This is a genomic window from Rhodococcus sp. S3, assembly GCF_058211795.1.
On record NZ_CM177074.1, the window covers coordinates 231303 to 252805 of the forward strand.

Below are 21503 nucleotides of genomic sequence, written 5' to 3' on the forward strand. Positions count from 1 at the left end.
GTCTGGAACACCAAGTTTTCAGGCGACCGGGTCGGGTGTGTCCGGGCTGTCCGACAGTTGCTCGCGCAGCCTCGTTCGTTCCTTCTTCAACTTCGCGATGTCGCGTTCGATACACCAATCGAGGAGCGCACGGAGCGAGGTGGGGACGACAGTTCTGGTCTGCTGGACGTGGCGCGGGACCGTACCCAAGATCACCAGAACCGATGGCGTGAGCGACGCAACACCGAGGACGAACCATCTCGCAACGGTCGGGAGGTCCACGATCTGAAGCAGATCGAAGACCACGATCATGGCAACGGAGTAGGCACCGACTGTTGCCAGCATTGGAACAGCACTCTCGGCGGGACGCCGACTGCTCCATACCGACTGGGGGAAGACGACGAGAAATGCTGCGGCGAGGGTCGTGATCATCGAGGACGTCAGAAGTGTGCCAGTGGATGCGATCGCATTCGGTGGCAGTTCTGCCCCAGCCGCGTACGCGACGAAGATCGAGCTAGCCACGGCGGCGAAAGTCAGAACGGTGACGATCAGCAGGTCGGTGACGATCGCCGGTCGGATCGTGGATCCGGGTTCGCGCAGACGTCGCTCGAGCTCTCGGATCTCGTCGTCGATCCGGATCACTCGAATTCGGGTCTCGGTATTGCTCTTCGGAGCGATCGCAAGCATTGCCTCGGCAGCGATACCGACGATGACGAAGCACGTCCCTGCAGCAAGGGCAGTGCCTAGGTGCCACGAGTGGGGAATGTCGTGAAAGAAGGTTGCTGGCAGAACGACTGCTGCTATCCGTCCCAGAACTGCATTCGCTGCACGAGCGGATCGTTGTCGCGCAAGCCCGTGCCAGCTTTCCGGATCGACGAGATCAGGAAGCCAGGCTGTGACGCTGGTTGCCACGATGAGTGTTGCGATCACAGCGAGCACGGTCAGAGCTACGGTCCACTCGATGGTCAATGCAAAAGCTGGATTGTTTCCACCGTTTCCGAACCGTTCGATCAACGCGGCGATCACGCCGTACAAGACCGAAGTCTCGACGAACATCCGTCCCATCCGTTTTGCGAGCTCACGCTCGTGCGAGACGATCCGACGCTCGATCTCCTCCTGTGATTCGTCCGTTGTCTCCCCCATGTCGGGGATCGTATGACATCAAGATCGTTTACTCGCGACCGCACAATCTGGTGTTCTCGACGGCGTATGGCGAGGTCTGGAACACCAAATTTTGTCGACGACGGAACCGGACGGGGTCCGCGAACGTCGAACCTGGCATGTCACGTCGACGAGTTCACTCACTCATGTCCCGACAGGACGGCATCGTCACCCGGCAGCAGGCTCTGCACTGCGGACTCGGTGTCGCCACCATCGACCGTTACGTGCGGTCGGGGGAGTGGCGATCGGTCGCGCCCGGCGTTTACCTGCGTGCCGACAGGCAAAGGAGTCCTGCGGTCCGGCTTCGAGCGGCCGCGTACGTAGCTGGAGAAGGTGCGACGGTGTGGGGTCCGAGCGCCGCGTGGTGGCACGGTCTCCTCGACCGCGCACCGAAGCAGCACTACGTCACCGTGCCGCATCGGCGTGTGGTGAAGGCTCCGACCGGCGTGCGACTGCGTCGCCGCGACCTGCCGCCCGCGGACGTCACGTCGGTGCGTGGTCTTCGTGTTACCGGCCTCCCGCTGTCCGTAGTGGAAGCTGCCGTCGAGCTGGAGGACGGATCGGTCTTCCTCGACCGAGCGCTGCAGCGACACACCACCCTGGCGTTGCTCGAACGTGCCCACCGACGCAATCCGGGACGACGAGGGTCACGCGCCGCCGAACGTCTCCTGTGCACAGCCAGGACCGGAGGTCACTCCGAAGCCGAACGGATCCTCTACCGGTTGCTGGAGGAAGCAGGCATCGTCGGATGGCGTCCGCATGTGAACAGCTGCGGTTTCGAGATCGATGTGGCATTCGAGGCGCAGAGGGTGGCCATCGAGGTGGACGGATGGGCTTGGCATCGTGACGCGGATCGTCATCGTCGCGACCTCGAACGGCAGAATGTGCTGATCAATGCGGGCTGGCACGTCCTGCGCTTCACCTGGCACACCCTCACCAATGATCCCGACGGGGTGATCCGGCAGATCCGGCAGGCCCTGGCCTGAGTCGCAGATCTGGTGTTCTCGACGGCGTATAGCGAGGTCGAGAACACCAGATCGTCAGAAGCTCGGGAGACGACCCGCTTCGCGGGCGTCGGCCAGGGTGGGGGCCATCCGATCCTTGGCGGACAACTCGTACTCGAGCTGACGGCCGTCGGCACCTGTTGTGGGCCAGTCGATCCCGATCTCCGGATCGAGGGGGTGCACCTCGTGCTCGCGGTCGGGGTTGTAGCCCGTCGAGCACAGGTAGACGACGGTCGAGTTGTCCTCGAGGGCAAGGAAACCGTGGCCGAGGCCCTCGGACAGGAAGATCGCGCGACGGTCCTTCGTGTCCAGCAGCACCGAATCCCACTTGCCGAAGGTCGGCGACCCGACCCGAAGGTCGACGACGACGTCGAGCACAGACCCCGACACGCACGTGACGTACTTCGCCTGTCCCGGAGGGACATCCGCGTAGTGGATGCCGCGCAGCACCCCGGCGGCGGAGACCGAGCAGTTCGCCTGCGTCAACTCCAGGGGCCGGCCGGCGGCGTCGGTGAAGGTCTCCTGCTTGAACCATTCGAGGAACACGCCCCGGTCGTCGCCGAACTGTTTCGGCGTGACCTCCCACGCCCCGGCGATCGTCAATTCGCGGTACTGCACCTAGCGGTCCTTTCCTCGTTCGAGCAGATCCAGCAGGTAACTGCCGTAGCCCGACTTCACCAGCGGCTCGGCCGCGGCGCGCAACTGCTCGTCGTCGATGAACCCGAGACGCCACGCGACCTCCTCGGGCGCGCCGATCTTCAGACCCTGGCGTTGTTCGATGGTGCGCACGTAGTTCGACGCGTCGAGCAGTGAGTCGAAGGTGCCGGTGTCGAGCCACGCGGTGCCGCGCGGCAACACCTCGACCTGCAGTTTCCCCGCTTCCAGATAAGTGCGGTTGACGTCGGTGATCTCCAGCTCGCCGCGCGCCGACGGCTTCAATGAACGGGCGATCCCGACGACGTCGTTGTCGTAGAAGTACAGCCCCGGCACCGCGAAGTTCGACTTCGGGTCGTCGGGCTTCTCCTCGAGCGACAGGGCGCGACCGGTGGAGTCGAACTCGATCACCCCGTAGGCCGACGGGTCGGACACGCGGTACGCGAACACCGCACCGCCGTCGATGTACGCGAAGCGCTTGAGCTGGGTGCCGAGGCCCGGGCCGTAGAAGATGTTGTCGCCGAGGATCAATGCGACCGGATCGGTCCCGATGTGGTCGGCGCCGAGCACGAAGGCCTGCGCCAGACCGTCGGGTGAGGGTTGGATCGCGTAGGTGATGTTCACCCCGAACTGCGAACCGTCGCCGAGCAACCAGCGGAACTGCTCGGCGTCGTGCGGGGTGGTGATCATGAGGATGTCGCGGATCCCGGCGAGCATGAGCGTCGAGAGCGGGTAGTAGATCATCGGCTTGTCGTAGACGGGCACGAGCTGCTTGCTCACGCCCTGGGTGATCGGATGCAGACGCGAGCCCGTCCCACCCGCGAGGATGATTCCGCGCATGTCGGACAGTCTCGCATGAGTAGGCTTGCGCCAATGAGGCTGCTCGTCACCGGTGGTGCCGGTTTCATCGGCGCGAACTTCGTCCATCAGACCGTCGCGGAACGACCCGACACGCAGGTCACCGTGCTCGACAAGCTCACCTACGCCGGCAACCGCGCCTCCCTCGACCCCGTCGCCGACACGATCACCTTCGTCGAAGGTGACATCGCCGACGCCGACCTCGTCGACCGGCTCGTCGCCGACACCGATCTGGTGGTGCACTTCGCCGCCGAATCCCACAACGACAACTCGCTGTCCAACCCCGCGCCGTTCGTGCACACCAATCTCGTGGGCACCTTCACCCTGCTCGAGGCCGTCCGCAGGTACGACGTGCGCTATCACCACATCTCCACCGACGAGGTCTACGGCGACCTCGCCCTCGACGACCCCGCCCGCTTCACCGAGGCCACCGCCTACAACCCGTCGAGCCCCTACTCGTCGACCAAGGCCGGCTCGGATCTGCTGGTACGCGCCTGGGTGCGCTCGTTCGGCGTCCGCGCGACCATCTCGAACTGCTCGAACAACTACGGCCCCTATCAGCACGTGGAGAAGTTCATCCCCCGCCAGATCACCAACGTGCTCACCGGTGTGCGCCCCAAGCTCTACGGCACCGGCACGAACGTGCGCGACTGGATCCACGTCGACGACCACAACAGCGCGGTGTGGACGATCATCGAACACGGACAGCTCGGCGAGACCTATCTGATCGGCGCCGACGGGGAGACCGACAACCGCACCGTCGTCGAAACCGTCCTCGAACTGTGCGGCAAGGACAGGACCGAGTTCGATTTCGTCACCGACCGCCCCGGCCACGACCTGCGCTACGCCATCGACGCGACCCGCCTGCGCACCGAACTGGGCTGGCAACCCCGCTACCGCGACTTCCGTGAGGGCCTGGCCGCGACCATCGACTGGTACCGCGCCAACGAGCAGTGGTGGACGCCACAGAAGCACGTCACCGAGGCCGGCTACAGCCGCACCGAGCGCGTTCTGGGCGGATAACCTGCGCCGTTCGGGGTGATCCCGGCACAATTCGCGAATGGGTCGAAACACTGGTGCACGACGCACACAACCGTGGAGCTCCTGTTTCCGCTGCTACTGTCGCATCGAAAACAGCGGATCGACCACGAGCGGGGAGTAGCCCGATGGAGCAGGCAGCTGCCGGCGACACAAGCACGATCGGACATGACGCGGACACGCTGGACGAGGTTCTCACCGAGCCGGTGCGTCGCGACCGGCTGATCGTCCAGCGCGGCGTCTTCGCATCCCTGTCGCCGCGCGTGCCGGAGAAGATGTACGTCCACACCAAGGGCGACGCGGCGTCCGACCGTTACGGGCTGCAGCTCGCCGACGGCGCGACCGCCCACACCAACACCTACTTCGGGCGCTTCCCCGCGACGTTCTGGCAGCGCTGGACCGACGTGAAGACCGTGAACCTGCAGCTCACCTACGGCTGCTCCGGTACCGCGAAGTTCACCGTGTGGGCCTCCGACGCCCGCGGGCGCGAGCGGATCGTGACGGTCGAGACGGTGTCGGGTTCGGGCGAGCTCGACCTCGAGCTGCCGATCGAGCGGTTCGTCGACGGCGGTGCGATGTGGTTCGCCGTCGACGCCAGCAACGGATCGGTGCTCGTCTCCGACGCGCGCTGGACGGTCGCCGCGCCCGAGCGCCTGCGACCCGCCGCGGTCGTCATCTGCACGTTCAACCGCGCCGACGACTGCACCGTCACCGTCGGCACCCTCGCCTCGGACGACGGGGCGATGGCCGACATCGAAGCGGTGTGCATCGTCGACCAGGGCACCGATCAGGTGCGCTCGCGTTCGGCGTTCGCCGAGGTCGCCGACAAGCTCGGCGACAAGCTCATCTACCTGACCCAGCCGAATCTCGGTGGTGCGGGTGGCTTCTCGCGTGGCATGTACGAGATCACCGGCTCCGCCAAGGCCGAGCACGCCAACGTCATCGTCATGGACGACGACATCCTGTGCGAACCCGAATCGGTGTTGCGTCTCAACGCTTTCGCGAACATGACGGTGCAGCCGACCATCGTCGGCGCCCAGATGCTGTCGTTGAGCAACCCGCAGGTCCTGCACGTCTCGGCCGAGCGCGAGGTGCTCGACGAGATCACCGCCGGCGCACTGACTCCGGGTGCGCGCATGGGCATCGATCTCGTGAAGAAGAAGCAGGACATGCGTTTCGACGCCGGCTGGAACGGCTGGTGGACCTGCCTGCTGCCCGCCGAGATCATCGCCGACTGCGGCCTGCCCATCCCGTTGTTCTTCCAGTGGGACGACATCGAATACGGCATCCGCGCCCGCTACGCGGGGCACCCGACGGTCACCCTGCCCAATGCGGGTGTGTGGCACGCCGACTTCTACCTCAAGGACTACGACGACTGGGCGCGCTACTTCAGCATCCGCAACGGTCTGATCGTCTCGTCCATCTACGGGCGCTTCGACGGCAACGACATGTCGAAGTACCTGTTCCGCAAGATCAGTGAGCTCATCGTCTCGATGCAGTACGGGCTCGCCGCGACCTTCATCAAGGCCGCGGAGGACTTCCTCGCCGGACCGGACTTCCTCTACGACGGCGGCCAGTCGGTGCTGAAGGAATTGCGCGAACTGCGCGACCGCTATCCCGAGACGAAGCCGCTGCCGGCCGCGCAGGTGGGCAAGGAATCCGACCCGCACACGCAGATGTCGGTGTGGCAGTTCGAGCCCGACAAGAAGCGCGAGGGGCTGGTGCTGCTCAAGCGTGCCGTGCAGCAGTTCGCCGGTAAGGTCGACCGCCGGACGGTCACCGTGCCCGCGCACTTCGCCGCCTGGTGGCACGTGTCGCTGTTCGACAAGGCCGTCGTCACCGACGCCTCGCAGAACGCCGTGCGGGTGCGTCACCGCGACAAGGACACCGCCGTCGAACTCGCGAAGCAGACCGCGAAGGTGTGCTGGCAGCTCCGCAAGGAAGCTCCCCGGATGAAGACGGTCTGGCAGGAAGCGCTGCCCAAGCTCACGAGCCGCGAGAACTGGGCGCGCCTGTACGGCATCGACGGGTAGACCGTGCGGGCATGGTCGTTTCCCGTGCTCGTCGGGGTTGCGACCGTGCTCGTCGCAGGGGCGTTCTCGTGGGTGCCCTCGCTGTGGTGGGACGAGGCCGCGACCATCTCGAGCGCCGACCGGTCCGTCGAGGGGATGCTCCGCGTCCACACCCGGATCGACGCCGTCCACGGCCTGCACAACCTTCTGCTGCACCACTGGTTCTCGCTGGTGGGCGTCGACGAGTTCACCGCCCGCCTTCCGGGTGTCCTCGCGCTCGGGGTGGGTGCCGCCGCTGTCACCGCGACCGGCCAGGTGCTGGCGGGTCGTCGCGTGGGGATCGCCGCCGGGGTGCTGTTCGCGCTGTCGCCGCGGGTGACCTGGGCAGCCACCGAAGCGCGATCCTATGCCTTCGCTGTGGGGCTGGTCGCGGTGTTGTCGCTGCTGGTCGCGCTCGGATGCACGACCGGCCGTAGACGCTGGTGGGCGCTGTACGCCGTCGTCCTGCCCGTCGCGACGGTGATGTTCGTGTACTCCGCGACGGTGGTCGTCGCGCATCTGTTCACCGTGCTGGTCCGTGGTCGTGGACGCGGCGCGTTCCTGCTGTCCGCAGGGGTGGGCGCGGCCTTGTCGACGCCGTTCGTGCTGCTCGCGTACTCGCAGGCCAAGCAGGTCGCGTGGATTCCCCCGCTCGACTCGACGATCGTCCGCACGATCGCTCTCGACCAGTGGTTCCCGCAGGCCCCGTGGACGGCGGCATTGTGCGCCGCGATCACCGTGGGTGGGGTGATCGTCGCGGTCCGTCGTGGTGCGGAGCCGGGGGAGCGCACCCTGCTCTGGCTCGCGGTACCGGGCTTCGCCGTGCCGATGGTGCTGTTGCTCGGCTACTCGCTGCTCGAGGACAACATGTACCTCGAGCGCTATCTGTCGTTCACGGTGCCCGCGATGGTGCTGCTGGTGGGCTGGGCCGCAGCCCGCGTTGCCACGCGCTGGTGGTCGATGCTGATCGTGCTGACGGCGGTCGCCGTCAGCGTCGCGCCGGCCTACGTGCAGCAGCGACAGCCGTTCGGCAAGCCAGGCGGGATGGACTACAGCGTGATCGCCGACCGGCTGGTCGAACGCTCCGAACCAGGCGACTGTGTTGCCTTCGAACCGCGCGTCTCGTGGGCACCCACGTCACTGCGCGCCGTCGTCGACGCCCGGCCCGACGCGGTGGAGGGACTCGACGACGTGGGGCTCGGGTACGACGCCGCCGACCGCGTGAACCTGTGGTCGACCGACGCCCCGCCACCGGAACTCGCCCGACGCGCGGCGACCCGATGCGAGGTGCTGTGGGTGATCGCCGACGGCGAGCGCGAGACCGGCTTCCGGGTGTGGCACCCGAACAACGTGTGGTGGCGGTTCGACCCCCACCGGTTCACCGAGACCGACACCTACCGGGAGCTCGAGGCCGTCGGTTTCCGGATCACCGACAGGGAGCAGATCCACCGTTCACAGCTCGTCCGGCTCGAACCGACTCAGACCCAGTAGGCGACGCGCGAGCGGTAGTTGCGCAGCGCGAGCAGGGCGATACCCCAGCCGACGACGGTGATGATCAGGACGATGACCCAGTGGTAGAGCTGCTGGTCGCCGCCGAGCAGCGGGGTCCGCACGATGTCGAGGAAGTGGTAGAGCGGGTTGATCTCCGCGATCCGCGCCCGACCCTCGTTGCCGGTGCCCTCGAGCGTCTTCTCCGTCCAGATGATCGGCGTCATGAAGAACAACAGCTGGACGATGCTGCCGAGCAGCGGCGCGATGTCGCGGTAGCGCGTGGCGAGGATGCCGAACACCAGCGACACCCAGACCGCGTTGATCGCGATCAACGCCAGCGCCGGGATGGCGAGGAAGGCCGTCCAGTACAGCTGACGTGGGAAGAAGATGAAGATGCCGATGTAGATGACGATGTTGTGCGCGAACAGGATCATCTGCCGCCACACCAGCCGGTAGACATGCACGCTCAACGGCGTCGGCAGCTGTTTGATCAGGCCCTCGTTGGACATGAACACGTCCGCGCCCTCGAGGATCGACCCCTGGATCAGGTTCCAGATGATGAAGCCGAGCGCGACGTACGGCAGGAACTCCGGGACGTCGAGGTTGAACAGCGTGCCGTAGAGCACACCCATCGCGATCGCCGACACACCCGTGGCGATCGTGATCCAGAACGGACCGAGCACCGACCGGCGGTAGCGCTGCTTGATGTCCTGCCAGCCGAGCAGCAACCACAGTTCGCGGTGGTTGAAGCCTTCGCGCAGATCCTGGAACGCGCGCCGGAACGAGCGTGAGGACGACTCGATGGGTTCGTCGTCGACGGTGAGGGCATCAGACACGGGTCCCGAGCCTACCCGCGGCGCAAATGCGGCCTGCCGGGGCGCGGGGTGATCGGGACTCCCGACGGATGCGCAGGTCCTGTCGATCTGGCACGATTTTCTCGACGAGAACCGCACGCCCGTGTCGATTGCGGTCCGGTGCGGTATCCGGACCGTGGTACCACCGATCCGACCACCGAGGAGACGTCATGACGCTTGCTCTGCAGGGCTTGGACGAGATCCGCGCGGACCAGGAGAACTTCTACCGCGACCTGCACGCCCACCCGGAGTTGTCGCACCAGGAGTCGCGCACTGCCGCGGAGGTCGCCGCGCGGTTACGGGCCGCCGGGTGCGAGGTGCACACCGGTGTGGGTGGCACGGGTGTCGTCGGGGTCCTACAGCGAGGTGACGGGCCCGGAGTGCTGCTGCGCGCCGATATGGATGCCCTGCCGGTTCGGGAGGAGACCGGTCTGGACTACGCCAGTTCCGTGACCGCGACCGGCGCGGACGGCAACGCGACGCCTGTCATGCACGCCTGCGGGCACGACATGCACGTCGCATGTCTCGTCGGGGCGGTGGAGCTGTTGTCCCGCGCCGGCGAGTGGTGTGGGCGGCTGGTCGCGGTGTTCCAGCCGGGGGAGGAGGTCGCCGACGGCGCTCGGCGCATGGTCGACGACGGGCTCGCCGGGATCGTCGGGAAGGTCGACGTGGCATTGTGCCAGCACGTCCTGGCCTTCCCGGCCGGGCTCGTGGGCACGCGCAGCGGGCCGACCCTCTCGGCCGCGGACAGCATGCGCATCACCGTTCACGGCCGCGGCGCGCACGGGTCGATGCCGCAGGCCTCCGTCGACCCGGTGGTCCTCGCCGCGATGATCGTCGTCCGGTTGCAGACGATCATCGCGCGGGAGACCCGGCCCGGCGAGCCTGCGGTACTGACCGTCGGCAGTATTCAGGCCGGGACGAAGAGCAACGTCATTCCGGACACGGCGACGATCCTGCTCAACCTCCGCACCTACGACTACGACGAGGACACCCGTCATGCGATCCTCACCGCTGTGAAGCGGATCGTCGTCGCCGAGTGCGACGCCTCCCGTTCGCCGCGACCACCCGAGTTCGAACTGTTCGACCAGTACCCGATGACGGACAACGACCCCGTGGTCACCGAGCGGGTCGCGGCGGCGTTCGCCGAGCACTTCGGGGACGGCGCGGGTGAACTTCCGTTGCAGACGGCCAGTGAGGACTTCAGCGTCATTCCCCGCGCGCTCGGCATTCCGTACACGTACTGGGGGATAGGTGGCACCGATCCCGAGCTCTACCGTCAGGCCGAAGTCGAGGGGCGCATCGCCGACGACGTGCCGGTCAACCACTCGTCAGCCCACCCTCGACGCCGGGACGGCTGCTCTGACTGTCGCTGCGCGGGCGTTCCTGGGGACTGCATGACGGACGGAGACGCGTGACTACCCAGAGCACGTTGCTGCTCGTACTCGATCTGCTCGGCACCTTCGCCTTCGCTGTCAACGGCGCCTTCACCGCCGTGCGGGTCGCGAGGATCGACATCGTCGGCGTGGTGACGCTCGGGATGGTGACCGCGCTCGGTGGCGGGATCATCCGCGACACCCTGATCGACGACCTTCCGCCCGCGACGTTCAGCGACTGGCGCTATCTCGCGGTGGCCGCTGCCGGAAGCCTTCTCGCTCTCTTCGGCCGCAAGCTGGAGCGATTGTCCAAGCCGATCACCGTGTTCGACGCCGCAGGCTTGAGTCTGTTCGCCGTCACCGGTGCGAGTAAGGCCCTCGATCTCGGGTTGGGTCCGGTGCAGGCGATCATCCTGGGCGCGATCACCGGGGTCGGGGGCGGCACGGTGCGCGACGTGTTGATCCGGCGGGTTCCGGTCGTGTTGAACAGCGAGTTGTATGCCATTCCTGCGCTGGTGGCCGCGACCGTCCTCGTCGTCTGCGAGAGTCTCGAGGTGCCCACGCCGCCCGCAGCGCTCGGGGCTGCGGCGTTGTGCTTCGTCATCCGAATGGTCGGGGTCCGTTACGATCTCGACGCGCCACGTCCTCGGGGATTCGGCGACCCCGACCCACCGAAACCGGCCTGACCGAAACCGGTGTTGTTGTCGATTTTCGATGCGTTCTCGCAAACAACGCCGGACTCGATCGGCCGCGCGTCAGTCTCCGTCGCCGTCCGCAACCATCTGGCCCGAGTCGCCCGGCCACTCGTACAGTTCCGCCGCCGGCTGTATCTGCGCCCACCACGCCGACGAGATCCTCGTGTACGTCGGCAACGGGAAGAACTCGTACTGGGCGACCGTCGCGCACATCGACGTGCAGGACGGTGTGCTGACCGTCGACGGTGAGACCCGGTACAGCAGGTTCGGAAGCGAACGCATGCCCGGACTCGACTCGTCCGGCACCTGGGTGCGCTCGCCGAAGGGCGGACCGACCGGACGCAGCAAGAAGCGAAACGGCGGCCTCGGTCTGGATCGCTACGCCGGGACGTGCCCGAAATAGCCGGTCGGCTGCCGGCCACGCCGTTCTCTCCCTCCCCCGACGAACCGCCACCACCGCCCACCTGAGGAAAGGAGGTTGTATGTCCTCTTTGTGGCGTCGCACTGCGCGATATGAGGGGAGAATGGCGGCGGGAAGTACCGGAGATGGGAGTGACGGGGCATGAGGGCGACAGCCGAGTCGGGAGAAGCGTGGTCGGCGGAGCGCCTGTTCGCGGGACCGGGAGAAAGCCAGGAACGCTTTCGGAAGACCGATTGGTCGGCTACGCCCCTGGGGCCGGTGGAGTCGTGGCCCGCGGAGCTGCGCATGGCGGTGCGGACGGTGCTGCCGTCCGAGGTGCCGATGCTCCTGTGGTGGGGACCGCAGCTGGTGCAACTCTTCAACGACGCGATCATCCCCGTCCTCGGTGACAAGTACCCCGCGGCGGTCGCCCAGCCGGCACCCGAGTGCTGGCACGAGGTGTGGGACGAGGTCGGAGCCCGCGTCGAACGGGCGATGGCGGGTACGGCGACCTTCGCCGAAGAGGAACTGCTGTTCATGCAGCGCCACGGCTACGAGGAGGAGACCTACTGGACCTTCTCCTACAGCCCGATCCGCGACGAGTCCGGCGAGGTGGCAGGGGTGTTCGTCGCGACCACCGATGTCACCTCGCGGGTGCTCGGCGAGCGTCGTCTGGAGGCCCTGAGCCGTCTCGGCACGGTGGCGATCACCGATTCGGGAATGTCGGTGATCGAGACGTGCCGGAACGCGTTGGACGCGCTCGCGCCCAGTCATCAGGATATTCCGCTGGCTGCACTGTTCCTCGACAGTCGGGTGGTGGATCCCGATGATCCGCAACCGAACTGGAAGCAGCTCGCCGCAATCGGGACGAAGCCCGGCTTCTCTGGTTCCCTGCTCGGACCGGATGAGGACCAGCTGCTGTCGAAGGCCGCGAGGGCCTCCGAACCCTTCGTCGTCTCCGGCGTCGCCGAGCGTTCCCCGGATCTGCTCGACCCGCAGCGAACCCTCGGAGACCATCCGATCGGCACCATCCTCCTCGTGCCGTTGACGGCGTCGGGACACGACTTCCCGCTCGGTGTCCTCGCCGTCGGACTGAGTCCGTACCGGGTGTTCGACGCCGCGTACTCCACCTTCGTCGAACTCGTCGCCACCAAGATCTCGGGACTGCTGCGTGATGCGTCGGCGATGGATGCCGAGCGTCGCCGGGCCGATGCGTTCGCGGCGCTCGACGCTGCCAAGACCCGGTTCCTCGAATCGATCAGCCACGAGTTCCGCACACCGCTCACACTGCTCCTCGGCCCGTTGCAGAGCATGCTCGACGAGGCCACGACGCTGACGGACGCGCAGCGACAGTCGCTGGAGGTCTCTCAGCGCGCCGCGATCCGGTTGCGGCGACTCGTCGACGCGTTGCTCGAAGCGACGCGTGCCGAGACCGACCCGTCGCGAAAGCCCCTGAGGCCGACCGATCCGGCGGCGCTCACGGCCGAATGTGTGGACCTGTTCACCGACGCGGCTCAGCGTGCGGGCCTGGACCTGCGCAGCCGGATCGCCGACGCGGCGGCCGAGCAGACCCGGCTCGATCCCCAGACGTGGGCCCATATCGTGCTGAACCTGCTCTCGAACGCGATCAAGTACACCCCCTCGGGATCGATCGATGTGGATCTGGACGTCGAGGACGATCTGCTGGTCCTGAAGGTCGCCGACACCGGTCTCGGCATTCCGGAATCGGAGCTCGGTCGCATCTTCGAACGGTTCCATCGCGTCGAGAGCGTCGGGGGACGCAGTCAGGAGGGCATCGGGCTGGGTCTGTCCCTCGTCTCGGACTGGGTCCACACGCTCGGCGGAAGTGTGACCGTGTCCAGTGACCTCGGGCACGGCAGCACCTTCACCGTGTCCGTTCCCCGCGTCCTCGACCAGACGTCGGAGTCGCCGGCGGGAACCGTCCCGGGGGATCTGAGCGCCATGTACATCGGCGAAGCGCAACAGTGGGACAGGGTCGCTTTCGACGAGAACGAATCGTCCATGCAGGGAGAGGATGTGGAATCGTTGCCACGGATCCTCGTGATCGAGGACAACGCGGACATGCGTGACTATCTGACGCAGTTGTTGCGTCGCCAGAGCTGGCACGTGGATGCGGTGGGGGACAGCGATGCCGCCCTCGAGCGGATCCGATCGCGACCGCCGCATCTCGTCCTCAGCGACATCATGCTCCCCGGTCGGGACGGGGTGGAGCTGCTCGGGGAGATCCGCCGCGACCCGGCGACCTCCCGTTTGCCGGTCATCCTCCTGACGGCACGGGCCGGCGCGGAGGCCACGATCGGCGGTCTGCGTACCGGCGCCGACGATTACATCACCAAACCGTTCCATCCCGACGAGCTCATCGCCCGTGTGCGCGTGAATCTCGAATTGTCGTGGCTGCGTGAGCAGATGCTCGCCGCGCGGGAGCGTGAGTCCGACCAGTTGAAGACGGCCCTGGAGACCCGGTCGACACTGAGCAAGGCCGTCGGACTGATGATGGCCACGTTCAAGTGCGACGCCGACGCGGCGTTCGACAAACTCGTCGCCTTCTCCCAGCACCGCAACGTCAAGGTGCGTGAGATCGCCGAGCAGATCGTCGGTGACTACACCGCCTCGCTCAGCAATTCGTCGGGGTAGTGCTCTGCGCCTTCGGTTCCGCCGCTGCTACTGCAGACCGTGAGCGCGGTGACGGATCAGGCCCCCGCGTACAGCTTGTCGATCTCCTCGGCATACTTCGCATCGATGGGCTTGCGCTTGAGCTTCATCGTCGGGGTCAGCTCGTCGCCGGAGGGTTCCCAGATCGTCGGCAGCACCGTGTACTTCTTGATCTGCTCGACCCGCGACAACTGGCTGTTCGCCTCCTCGACCGATTTCGCGATCGACTCGAGGACCACCGGATGCCGGGAGAGCTCCTCGTGGGTGCCGCTGAGACCGTGTTGTTCGGCGAAAACGGCCAGGGCATCGGGATCGAGCGCGAGCAGCGCGACGTTGTAGGGTCGGTCGTTGCCGATGGCGACGGCGCCACCGAGCATCGGGCAAGCGGCACGCAGGGCGCCTTCGATATTGGCGGGTGACATGTTCTTCCCCGCCGCGTTGACGATGATCTCCTTCTTCCGGTCGATCAACCGCACGTATCCGTCCGCGTCGATCTCACCGATGTCGCCGGTGTGCAACCAGCCGTCGGAATCGATTGCATCCGAAGTCTTCTCGGGGTCGTTGCGGTAGCCCTTCATCAGTAGTGGACCGGAGACGAGCAGTTCGCCGTCCTCGGCGATTCTGAGCTGCGCACACGGCACGGCCTGCCCGACGGTGCCGATGCGGATGGCGCCCGGCCGGTTCATCGTGACCACGCACGAGGTCTCCGACATGCCCCACACCTCGGAGCACGGAATGCCCAGGGCGAGAACGAACTCGAGGACCTCCGGCGAGATCGCGGCGGCACCGGTGACAGCGGCCCGGACCTGATCGAGGCCGAGCTTGCCGCGGATCGCGGACAGCACCAGCCTGTCGGCCACCGCGTGCTGCACCTCGAGGGTGCGGGGGACCGGTTTGCCGTCGGACTGCAGCCGGGCACGCTTGCGTCCGACGTCGATCGCCCACAACGCGAGTTTCTTCTTGATCGGGCTCGATTCCTCGGCGAGGGTCTTGTCGATCGCGGCCTTGAGCTTGTACCAGACCTGGGGGACGGCACCGAAGAGCGTCGGCCGCAGGCTCGGCAGCACGGTGATGGCCTGCTTGAGGTCGTCGAGCGTGGTGATCTGCATGCCGCTGTACAGGCTCGAGTAGTGCGAGCCCCAGCGGTTGGCGATGTGCGCGTCGGGCAGATACGACAGGATCCGGTCGTCCGGGCCGGTGGGCAGATACGAGCTCGTCGCCTCGAGTTCGGCGAGCAGGTTGGCGTGGGTGAGTTCGACACCCTTCGGCGGCCCGGTGGTGCCGGAGGTGTAGATGAGGGTCAGCAGGTCGGGCGGTTGCACGGCCTTCCACGAGGCGTCGAAATCGAAGGACGGATCGGCGGCGGCCTCGAGGTCGTCGAGGGAGATCGTGCCTTCCGGTGTGCCGTCGATGCACACCAGGTGCTCGACCTTCGTGTCGCCGATCGCCTGCCGCAGAACGGGGACGAACTGTTCCTCGGCGATCATCACGCGGTTGCCGGCGTTGCCGAGCACGTACGAGATCTGTTCGGCGGTCAACGAGTTGTAGATCGAGAACGGCACCGCGCCGAGGTGGATCGCGGCGGTGTCGAGAAGGTGGAATTCGGGCCGGTTGGTGAGCATGAGACCGACGGTGTCCCCGCGGCTCACGCCGAGGCCGGCCAGCCCGGCGGCGAGGCGTTCGACGCGCTGCGCGTACTGACGCCAGGTGTAGGAGACGGAGTCGTCGGGGGTGCGCAGCGCGACCTTGTCGGGGTACGCCGCGGCGGTGGTCTGGAAGGCTTCGCAGAGGGTCGACGGTGAGGTGGCACGAGGGGTCATCACTGGCTCCCGAGGTCGAGTGTGGCGAAAGTGTAGGACGAAGTGCGTACATCCGTGGTCGGATTTGCCGGATTGTTGCGCCGGAATCGAGCGGTGATGCAGGCAAGTGTTTGTTCCTGCCCACCCCGGGTACCGCCGGGGACATGACCACCGTGGATCGCATCGCGGATCCGTGGGGTTCGCGCACACCCTATGGACCCGGGCAACGCTGGCCCACCCGCGTCGACACCTATCTCGCCGACGGACTGATCGAGGACGATGTCGACAGGTGGGTGCAGTCGGCGACCATCCTGCATTCCAACGGCGACGGCCTCGACATCGCCGTCAAGGACGGACGCATGGTGGGGGTTCGCGGACGCGCCGTCGACCGGGTCAACCACGGCCGGGTCGACCCCAAGGACCTGTTCGGCTGGCAGGCGAACCACTCGGAGGACCGGCTCACCGCGCCGTTGATCCGGCGCGACGGCAAGCTCGTCGAGACCGACTGGGACACCGCGATGGATGCCGTCGCCGGTCGCACGAAGCAGCTGCTCGACGAGCGCGGCCCCAGCTCGGTCGGCTTCTACACCACCGGGCAGTTGTTCCTGGAGGAGTACTACACCCTCGCGCTCATCGGGCACGGTGGCATCGGCACCAACCACATGGACGGCAACACGAGACTGTGCACGGCGACGGCGGCAGCCGCCCTCAAACAGTCCTTCGGGTGCGACGGCCAGCCAGGCTCCTACACCGACATCGACCATGCCGACGTCATCGCGCTCTACGGACACAACATGGCCGAGACACAGACGGTGACATGGACGCGGATCCTCGATCGGCTCGCCGGACCGAATCCGCCGGCCGTGATCTGTGTGGATCCGCGGCGGACGCCGGTCGCGCGGGCCGCGACGGTGCACCTCGCTCCGCGCCCGGGTACCAACGTCGTCCTCATGAACGGGCTGTTGCACGAGATCCTGCGACGCGGGTGGATCGACGAGAAGTACATCGAGGACCACACCGTCGGATTCGACGAGCTGCGCAGCCGGCTTGCCGACTACTCCCTCGAGAAGGCCGCCGAGATCTGCGACGTCCCCATCGAGGATCTGCGGGAGGCCGCTCGACTGCTCGGCACGGCGGAGCGGCTGCTCTCGACGGTCCTGCAGGGCTTCTTTCAGTCCCATCAGGCCACCGCGGCCGCCGTTCAGGTGAACAACATCCATCTCGTGCGCGGCATGCTCGGCAGGCCCGGTTGCGGAGTCCTCCAGATGAACGGGCAGCCCACCGCGCAGAACACCCGTGAATGCGGAGCCGACGGTGACCTGCCGGCCTTCCGGAACTGGGCCAACGAGGCGCACGTCGAGGACCTCGCCCGGGTGTGGAACATCGACCCGATGCGGATCCCGCACTACACCGCGCCCACCCACCTCATGCAGATGATGCGGTATGTCGAGGACGGCTCGATCCGCTTCCTCTACGTGAGCGGGACGAACCCGGCCGTGTCCCTGCCGGAGCTGCGCCGGGTGCGCGAGATCCTCTCCCAGGACAGGCTTTTCCTCGTGGTGCAGGACATCTTCCTGTCGGAGACCGCGCAACTCGCCGACGTCGTCCTGCCCGCTGCGACCTGGGGTGAGAAGACCGGGACGTTCACCAACACCGACCGCACCGTGCACCTGTCGGAGAAGGCCGTCGAACCACCCGGGCAGGCCAGGCCCGATCTCGACATCCTCGCCGACTACGCGCGCCGGCTCGACCTGCGGGACAAGGACGGCGACCCGCTCGTGAAGTGGTCCACGCCCGAGGAGGCGTTCGAGGCGTGGAAGGAGTGCACGGCCGGGCGGCCCTGTGACTACACGGGCATCACCTACGAGAAACTCCGTGGCGGAAGCGGAATCCAGTGGCCGTGCAACGCCGACGCCCCCGACGGGACCGAACGTCTCTACGAGGGCGGAAAGTTCTGGGCCGCACCGGACTACTGCGAGAACTACGGACGCGACATGGTCACCGGAGCGCCGGTCGAACCCACCGAGTACCGGGCGCTGAACCCCTTCGGCAAGGCGATCATCAAGGCGGGTGAGTATCTTCCCCCGCACGAGACGGTCTCCGACGAGTATCCGTATCTGCTCACCACCGGCCGCACGCTCTACCACTTCCACACCCGCACGAAGACCGGTCGTGCCCCGCAACTGCAACGCGCGGCACCGGAGGTGTGGGTGGAGATGTCGGCGGGCGATGCCGAACGGCACGGCTGGTCGGAGGGCGACCTGCTGCGGGTCGACACCCCGCGCGGGCACGTCACCGCGCGGCTGCGGATCAGCGGGATCCGGACCGGGGTGCTGTTCCTGCCGTTCCACTACGGCTACTGGGACACCCCCGCGGGTCACGAACCGGCGCTCGAGGGGCGCGCGGCCAACGAACTGACCTTCACCGACTGGGACCCGGCGTCGAAGCAACCCCTGTTCAAGTCGGGTGCCGCGCGCGTCGAACGGGTCGCCGTCGCCGACGACGGGCCGTCCGCGGCGCCGACCACCACCGCCTCGGCGCCCGTCTCCGGCACCGTGCCCGCCACTTCGGGTGGACCGGACGCCGAGATCACCGAGACGCTCGACGACGGAGGGCCGCGATGAACAAGGTGTCCCTGGCGATCCGCGAACTGCACCGATCGGAGAACGACCTGGCGACCGAGCTGCTGCGCACCGCGGACCGGCACAAGGTCGACCACGAGATCTTCCACGTGGCGCGTGACATCGCCGGCACGCCCCGAGTGTCCTGTTGCTGCGGGACCTGCGCACCGTGCACCGCATGGCGGCGGGCGTCTCGCTCGACTGGGAGATCCTCGCCCAGACGGCGCAGGCCCTGAGCGACCGCGAACTGCTCGCCCTCTCGAAACGCTGCCATCCCCAGACCCTGCGTCAACTGCGCTGGGCGAACGCGAAACTCAAGGAGATCGCCGCGCAGACGGTCGTCACCGACTGAGCAGCGCCGAAGTCAGGGCCGTTCGAACCTCTCCTCGCGCCCGAGTCTGCGCAGCCGGATCCACTCGCGCAGGCCGGCCAGGTCGCGGCGGGTGATCAGGAAGTACCAGCCGAACCGCACCCATTCCTGGGGCAGCAACCGGCGCAGTCCCGGCTGCGAGAGCAGGTAGCCGCGGTTGCGGTAGGTGAAGAACCGCTTGGTGTCGTTGTCCGGATACTGCGTGTGCATCCGGCCACCGAGGATCGGCTTGAACTCGTCGGCACCGTCCGGGTGCAGGTAGGCCGTCTGCAAACAGGTGCCGAACGGCAGGCCCGACCGGACGAGACGGCGGTGCACCTCGACCTCGTCGCCGCGGACGAACAGGCGCAGGTCGGGCACGCCCACCGCGTCGATCGCCGCGGCCGTGAAGAGGGCGCCGTTGAACAACGAGGCGATGCCGGGCAGCAGGTCCTCGTCGCCGAGTTCGTGCCGCCATCGCCGCCACACCACACCGCGGCGCAGCGGGAAGGCGAGGCGATCGGGTTGCGCGATGTCGCACACGACCGGCGACACCTCGGCCAGGCCGTTGCGCTGCGCGCAGTCGAGCAGCGTCGCGAGCACGTCCGGTCCCTCGGGGCGGCCGTCGTCGTCGGCGAGCCACACCCGGTCGGCGCCCAGCGACAGTGCGTACAGGATGCCGAGGGCGAAGCCGCCCGCGCCGCCGAGATTGTGCTTCGAACCGAGATAACTCGTGGGCAGGTCCACCGCGTCGACGAGCTCGCGCACCGCGTCCTCGTCGCCGTTGTCGACCACCACGAGATGATCGAGCGGACGGGACTGCGAGGCAAGAACTTTCAGCGAATCCGCCAGCAACTCACGACGGCGGTGCGTGACGACGACGCCGATGATCCGTTCGTCAGCCACCGTTCGAACCCGTCGAGGCCGCGGTGTCGTGGGCGGACTTCGCGATCCGCTCACGCTCGAGCTCGTGGAGGATCGTGCGCACGTGATCGCCGGCCTCGTCGCCCTCGTAGGCGCGCACCACGTGCTCGATGTCGCCCTGCTCACGGATCTGGCCGTGATCGATCCACATCGCCTGGTCGCACAGCTGGGCGAGGAACTCGTTGGAGTGGCTGGCGAACACGAGGATGCCCGAACGCGCGACGAGATCCTGCAGACGCACGCGCGCCTTCTTCATGAACTCCGCGTCGACCGCGCCGATGCCCTCGTCGAGCAGCAGGATCTCGGGGTCGATGCTGGTGACCACACCGAGCGCGACGCGCACCCGCATACCGGTCGAGTAGGTGCGCAACGGCATGTTGAGGTAGTCGCCGAGCTCGGTGAACTCGGCGATCTCGTCGACCTTGGCCAGCATCTGCTTGCGGCTCATCCCGAGGAACATGCCGCGGATGACGATGTTCTCGTAGCCGGAGATCTCCGGGTCCATGCCGACGCCGAGGTCGAACACCGGCGCGACGCGGCCCTTCACCCGGGCGTGGCCGCGGGTGGGCTCGTAGATCCCCGAGAGCAGACGCAGCAGCGTGGACTTGCCGGCGCCGTTGTGGCCGACGAGCCCGACGCGGTCGCCTTCCTTCAGCGACATCGTGATGTCGCGCAGAGCCTCGACGACCACGACGTCGGAGTTGTTGCGGCCGATCGCTCCGCCCGCCTTACCCAGGAAGGCCTTCTTCAAGGAGCGGGTCTTGGCGTCGAAGATGGGAAAGTCGACGCACGCGCCGCGCGTTTCGATGCTGACCCGACTCACGATGCTGCTCCAGACGCTGACACGGGACCCGAGCGTACCCGTCGCGCCGATACCCGAGTCCCGGGGCGTACCCGGTGGGACTACAGGTACTGGCCGGTTCCGGGGTGGGTCTGGCCGGGGATCTGCTGATCGTTCTGGCCGTGACCGCCGTGCACGGCACCGGACGGGAGGGCTCCCTGACGCATCTGCTCGAGCTGGGCACGAGCGGCCATCTGCTGAGCGAACAGCGCCGTCTGGATGCCGTGGAACAGACCTTCGAGCCAGCCGACGAGCTGGGCCTGCGCGATGCGCAGCTCGGCGTCGGAGGGCACTGCGTCCTCACCGAAGGGCAGCGCGAGCCGCTCGAGTTCTTCCCGCAGGTCGGGGGCGAGGCCCTGACCGAGTTCGCGGATGGACGACAGGTGGATGTCCTTGAGCCGGGTGCGGCTGGCGTCGTCGAGCGGCGCGGCCTTCACCTCTTCGAGGAGCTGTTTGATCATGGTGCCGATCCGCATGACCTTCGCCGGCTGCTCGACCATGTCGGCCAGGGATTCGCCGCCGTTCTCGGTCTTCTCCTCCTCCGGTCGGCCGTCGGCCTCCACGCGGGCCGCCTCCTCACGGGAGACACGGATGGGTCGGCCGTCGGGTCCGATCACGAGAACCTGGTCGTTGTCCGGATGCGTCATGGCTCCATTCTCCCTTTCCCACCCCGGGGGTGCCCGGTTGCCCGAAGGTCCCGGAGTGCCGGGTACCCCGATCGAGCCTACCGAGACG

16 protein-coding genes and 3 pseudogenes are annotated in these 21503 nt (G+C 67.0%); 11 read left to right on the forward strand and 8 right to left on the reverse strand.

Annotated elements, in window-relative coordinates; translation table 11 throughout:
• Window positions 1–18: 18 nt before the first annotated feature.
• Window positions 19–1122: a hypothetical protein gene (locus AC0LPE_RS01075; RefSeq protein WP_490605456.1), complete on the reverse strand. Its 1104-nt coding sequence runs from the start codon at window positions 1120–1122 to the stop codon at window positions 19–21.
• 164 nt (window positions 1123–1286) lie between these two features.
• On the opposite strand from AC0LPE_RS01075, the pseudogene AC0LPE_RS01080 reads away from it, so the two are divergent.
• Both AC0LPE_RS01080 and AC0LPE_RS01085 read left to right on the forward strand, forming a co-directional pair.
• Window positions 1287–1400: pseudogene (locus tag AC0LPE_RS01080) on the forward strand (type IV toxin-antitoxin system AbiEi family antitoxin domain-containing protein); the annotation flags it as partial.
• 81 nt (window positions 1401–1481) lie between these two features.
• Window positions 1482–2126 (forward strand): DUF559 domain-containing protein, encoded by a 645-nt coding sequence (locus tag AC0LPE_RS01085; RefSeq protein ID WP_490606403.1) that lies wholly within the window; start codon window positions 1482–1484, stop codon window positions 2124–2126.
• Window positions 2127–2180: 54 nt separating this feature from the next.
• On the opposite strand, the gene rfbC is transcribed toward AC0LPE_RS01085, so the two are convergent.
• Window positions 2181–2762, reverse strand: coding sequence for a dTDP-4-dehydrorhamnose 3,5-epimerase (gene rfbC, locus AC0LPE_RS01090; RefSeq protein ID WP_490605457.1), 582 nt, complete (start codon window positions 2760–2762; stop codon window positions 2181–2183).
• Window positions 2763–3638 (reverse strand): glucose-1-phosphate thymidylyltransferase RfbA, encoded by an 876-nt coding sequence (rfbA, locus tag AC0LPE_RS01095; protein ID WP_490605458.1) that lies wholly within the window; start codon window positions 3636–3638, stop codon window positions 2763–2765. It lies immediately after the preceding gene.
• A gap of 33 nt (window positions 3639–3671) precedes the next feature.
• Between rfbA and rfbB the strand changes: the two genes are divergently transcribed.
• From rfbB to AC0LPE_RS01110, 3 genes are all read left to right on the forward strand, one after another.
• A complete protein-coding gene (gene rfbB, locus AC0LPE_RS01100) occupies window positions 3672–4679 on the forward strand; it encodes a dTDP-glucose 4,6-dehydratase (protein ID WP_490605459.1) in 1008 nt (335 codons plus the stop codon).
• Between the two features lie 143 nt (window positions 4680–4822).
• Window positions 4823–6727: a glycosyltransferase gene (locus AC0LPE_RS01105; protein ID WP_016692651.1), complete on the forward strand. Its 1905-nt coding sequence runs from the start codon at window positions 4823–4825 to the stop codon at window positions 6725–6727.
• Between the two features lie 24 nt (window positions 6728–6751).
• A complete protein-coding gene (locus AC0LPE_RS01110) occupies window positions 6752–8236 on the forward strand; it encodes a glycosyltransferase family 39 protein (RefSeq protein ID WP_490605460.1) in 1485 nt (494 codons plus the stop codon).
• On the opposite strand, the gene wzm is transcribed toward AC0LPE_RS01110, so the two are convergent.
• On the reverse strand, window positions 8224–9072 hold the full coding sequence (wzm, locus tag AC0LPE_RS01115; RefSeq protein ID WP_006553471.1) for a galactan export ABC transporter permease subunit Wzm/RfbD: 849 nt from the start codon (window positions 9070–9072) through the stop codon (window positions 8224–8226). The two genes, AC0LPE_RS01110 and wzm, sit on opposite strands and share 13 nt — an antisense overlap.
• A 188-nt stretch (window positions 9073–9260) precedes the next feature.
• On the opposite strand from wzm, the pseudogene AC0LPE_RS01120 reads away from it, so the two are divergent.
• From AC0LPE_RS01120 to AC0LPE_RS01135, 4 genes and pseudogenes are all read left to right on the forward strand, one after another.
• Window positions 9261–10491: pseudogene (locus tag AC0LPE_RS01120) on the forward strand (amidohydrolase).
• Between the two features lie 13 nt (window positions 10492–10504).
• On the forward strand, window positions 10505–11152 hold the full coding sequence (locus tag AC0LPE_RS01125) for a trimeric intracellular cation channel family protein (RefSeq protein WP_490605461.1): 648 nt from the start codon (window positions 10505–10507) through the stop codon (window positions 11150–11152).
• A 28-nt stretch (window positions 11153–11180) separates the two neighbouring features.
• Entirely contained in the window at window positions 11181–11564 is a 384-nt protein-coding gene (locus tag AC0LPE_RS01130; RefSeq protein ID WP_229566799.1) for a hypothetical protein, read from the forward strand.
• Between the two features lie 159 nt (window positions 11565–11723).
• Complete coding sequence (locus AC0LPE_RS01135) at window positions 11724–14216, forward strand: response regulator (RefSeq protein ID WP_490605462.1); 2493 nt, start codon at window positions 11724–11726, stop codon at window positions 14214–14216.
• A 56-nt stretch (window positions 14217–14272) separates the two neighbouring features.
• Here AC0LPE_RS01135 and AC0LPE_RS01140 read toward each other — a convergent pair whose 3' ends face one another.
• A complete protein-coding gene (locus AC0LPE_RS01140) occupies window positions 14273–16054 on the reverse strand; it encodes an AMP-dependent synthetase/ligase (RefSeq protein WP_490605463.1) in 1782 nt (593 codons plus the stop codon).
• 143 nt (window positions 16055–16197) lie between these two features.
• On the opposite strand from AC0LPE_RS01140, the gene AC0LPE_RS01145 reads away from it, so the two are divergent.
• Window positions 16198–18657: a molybdopterin oxidoreductase family protein gene (locus tag AC0LPE_RS01145; protein WP_490605464.1), complete on the forward strand. Its 2460-nt coding sequence runs from the start codon at window positions 16198–16200 to the stop codon at window positions 18655–18657.
• A pseudogene (locus AC0LPE_RS01150) lies at window positions 18654–19006 on the forward strand (hypothetical protein). Before AC0LPE_RS01145 ends, AC0LPE_RS01150 begins: the two are co-directional and overlap by 4 nt.
• A 12-nt stretch (window positions 19007–19018) precedes the next feature.
• On the opposite strand, the gene glfT1 reads toward AC0LPE_RS01150, so the two are convergent.
• The 3 genes from glfT1 to AC0LPE_RS01165 all read right to left on the reverse strand — a co-directional run bounded on the left by glfT1 (window position 19019) and on the right by AC0LPE_RS01165 (window position 21415).
• On the reverse strand, window positions 19019–19909 hold the full coding sequence (gene glfT1 / locus AC0LPE_RS01155; RefSeq protein WP_229566806.1) for a galactofuranosyltransferase GlfT1: 891 nt from the start codon (window positions 19907–19909) through the stop codon (window positions 19019–19021).
• A complete protein-coding gene (gene wzt, locus AC0LPE_RS01160; protein WP_085989369.1) occupies window positions 19902–20753 on the reverse strand; it encodes a galactan export ABC transporter ATP-binding subunit Wzt/RfbE in 852 nt (283 codons plus the stop codon). The genes glfT1 and wzt overlap by 8 nt, the downstream gene beginning before the upstream one ends.
• 77 nt (window positions 20754–20830) lie before the next feature.
• Window positions 20831–21415, reverse strand: coding sequence for a bacterial proteasome activator family protein (locus AC0LPE_RS01165; protein WP_016692665.1), 585 nt, complete (start codon window positions 21413–21415; stop codon window positions 20831–20833).
• Window positions 21416–21503 lie beyond the last annotated feature (88 nt).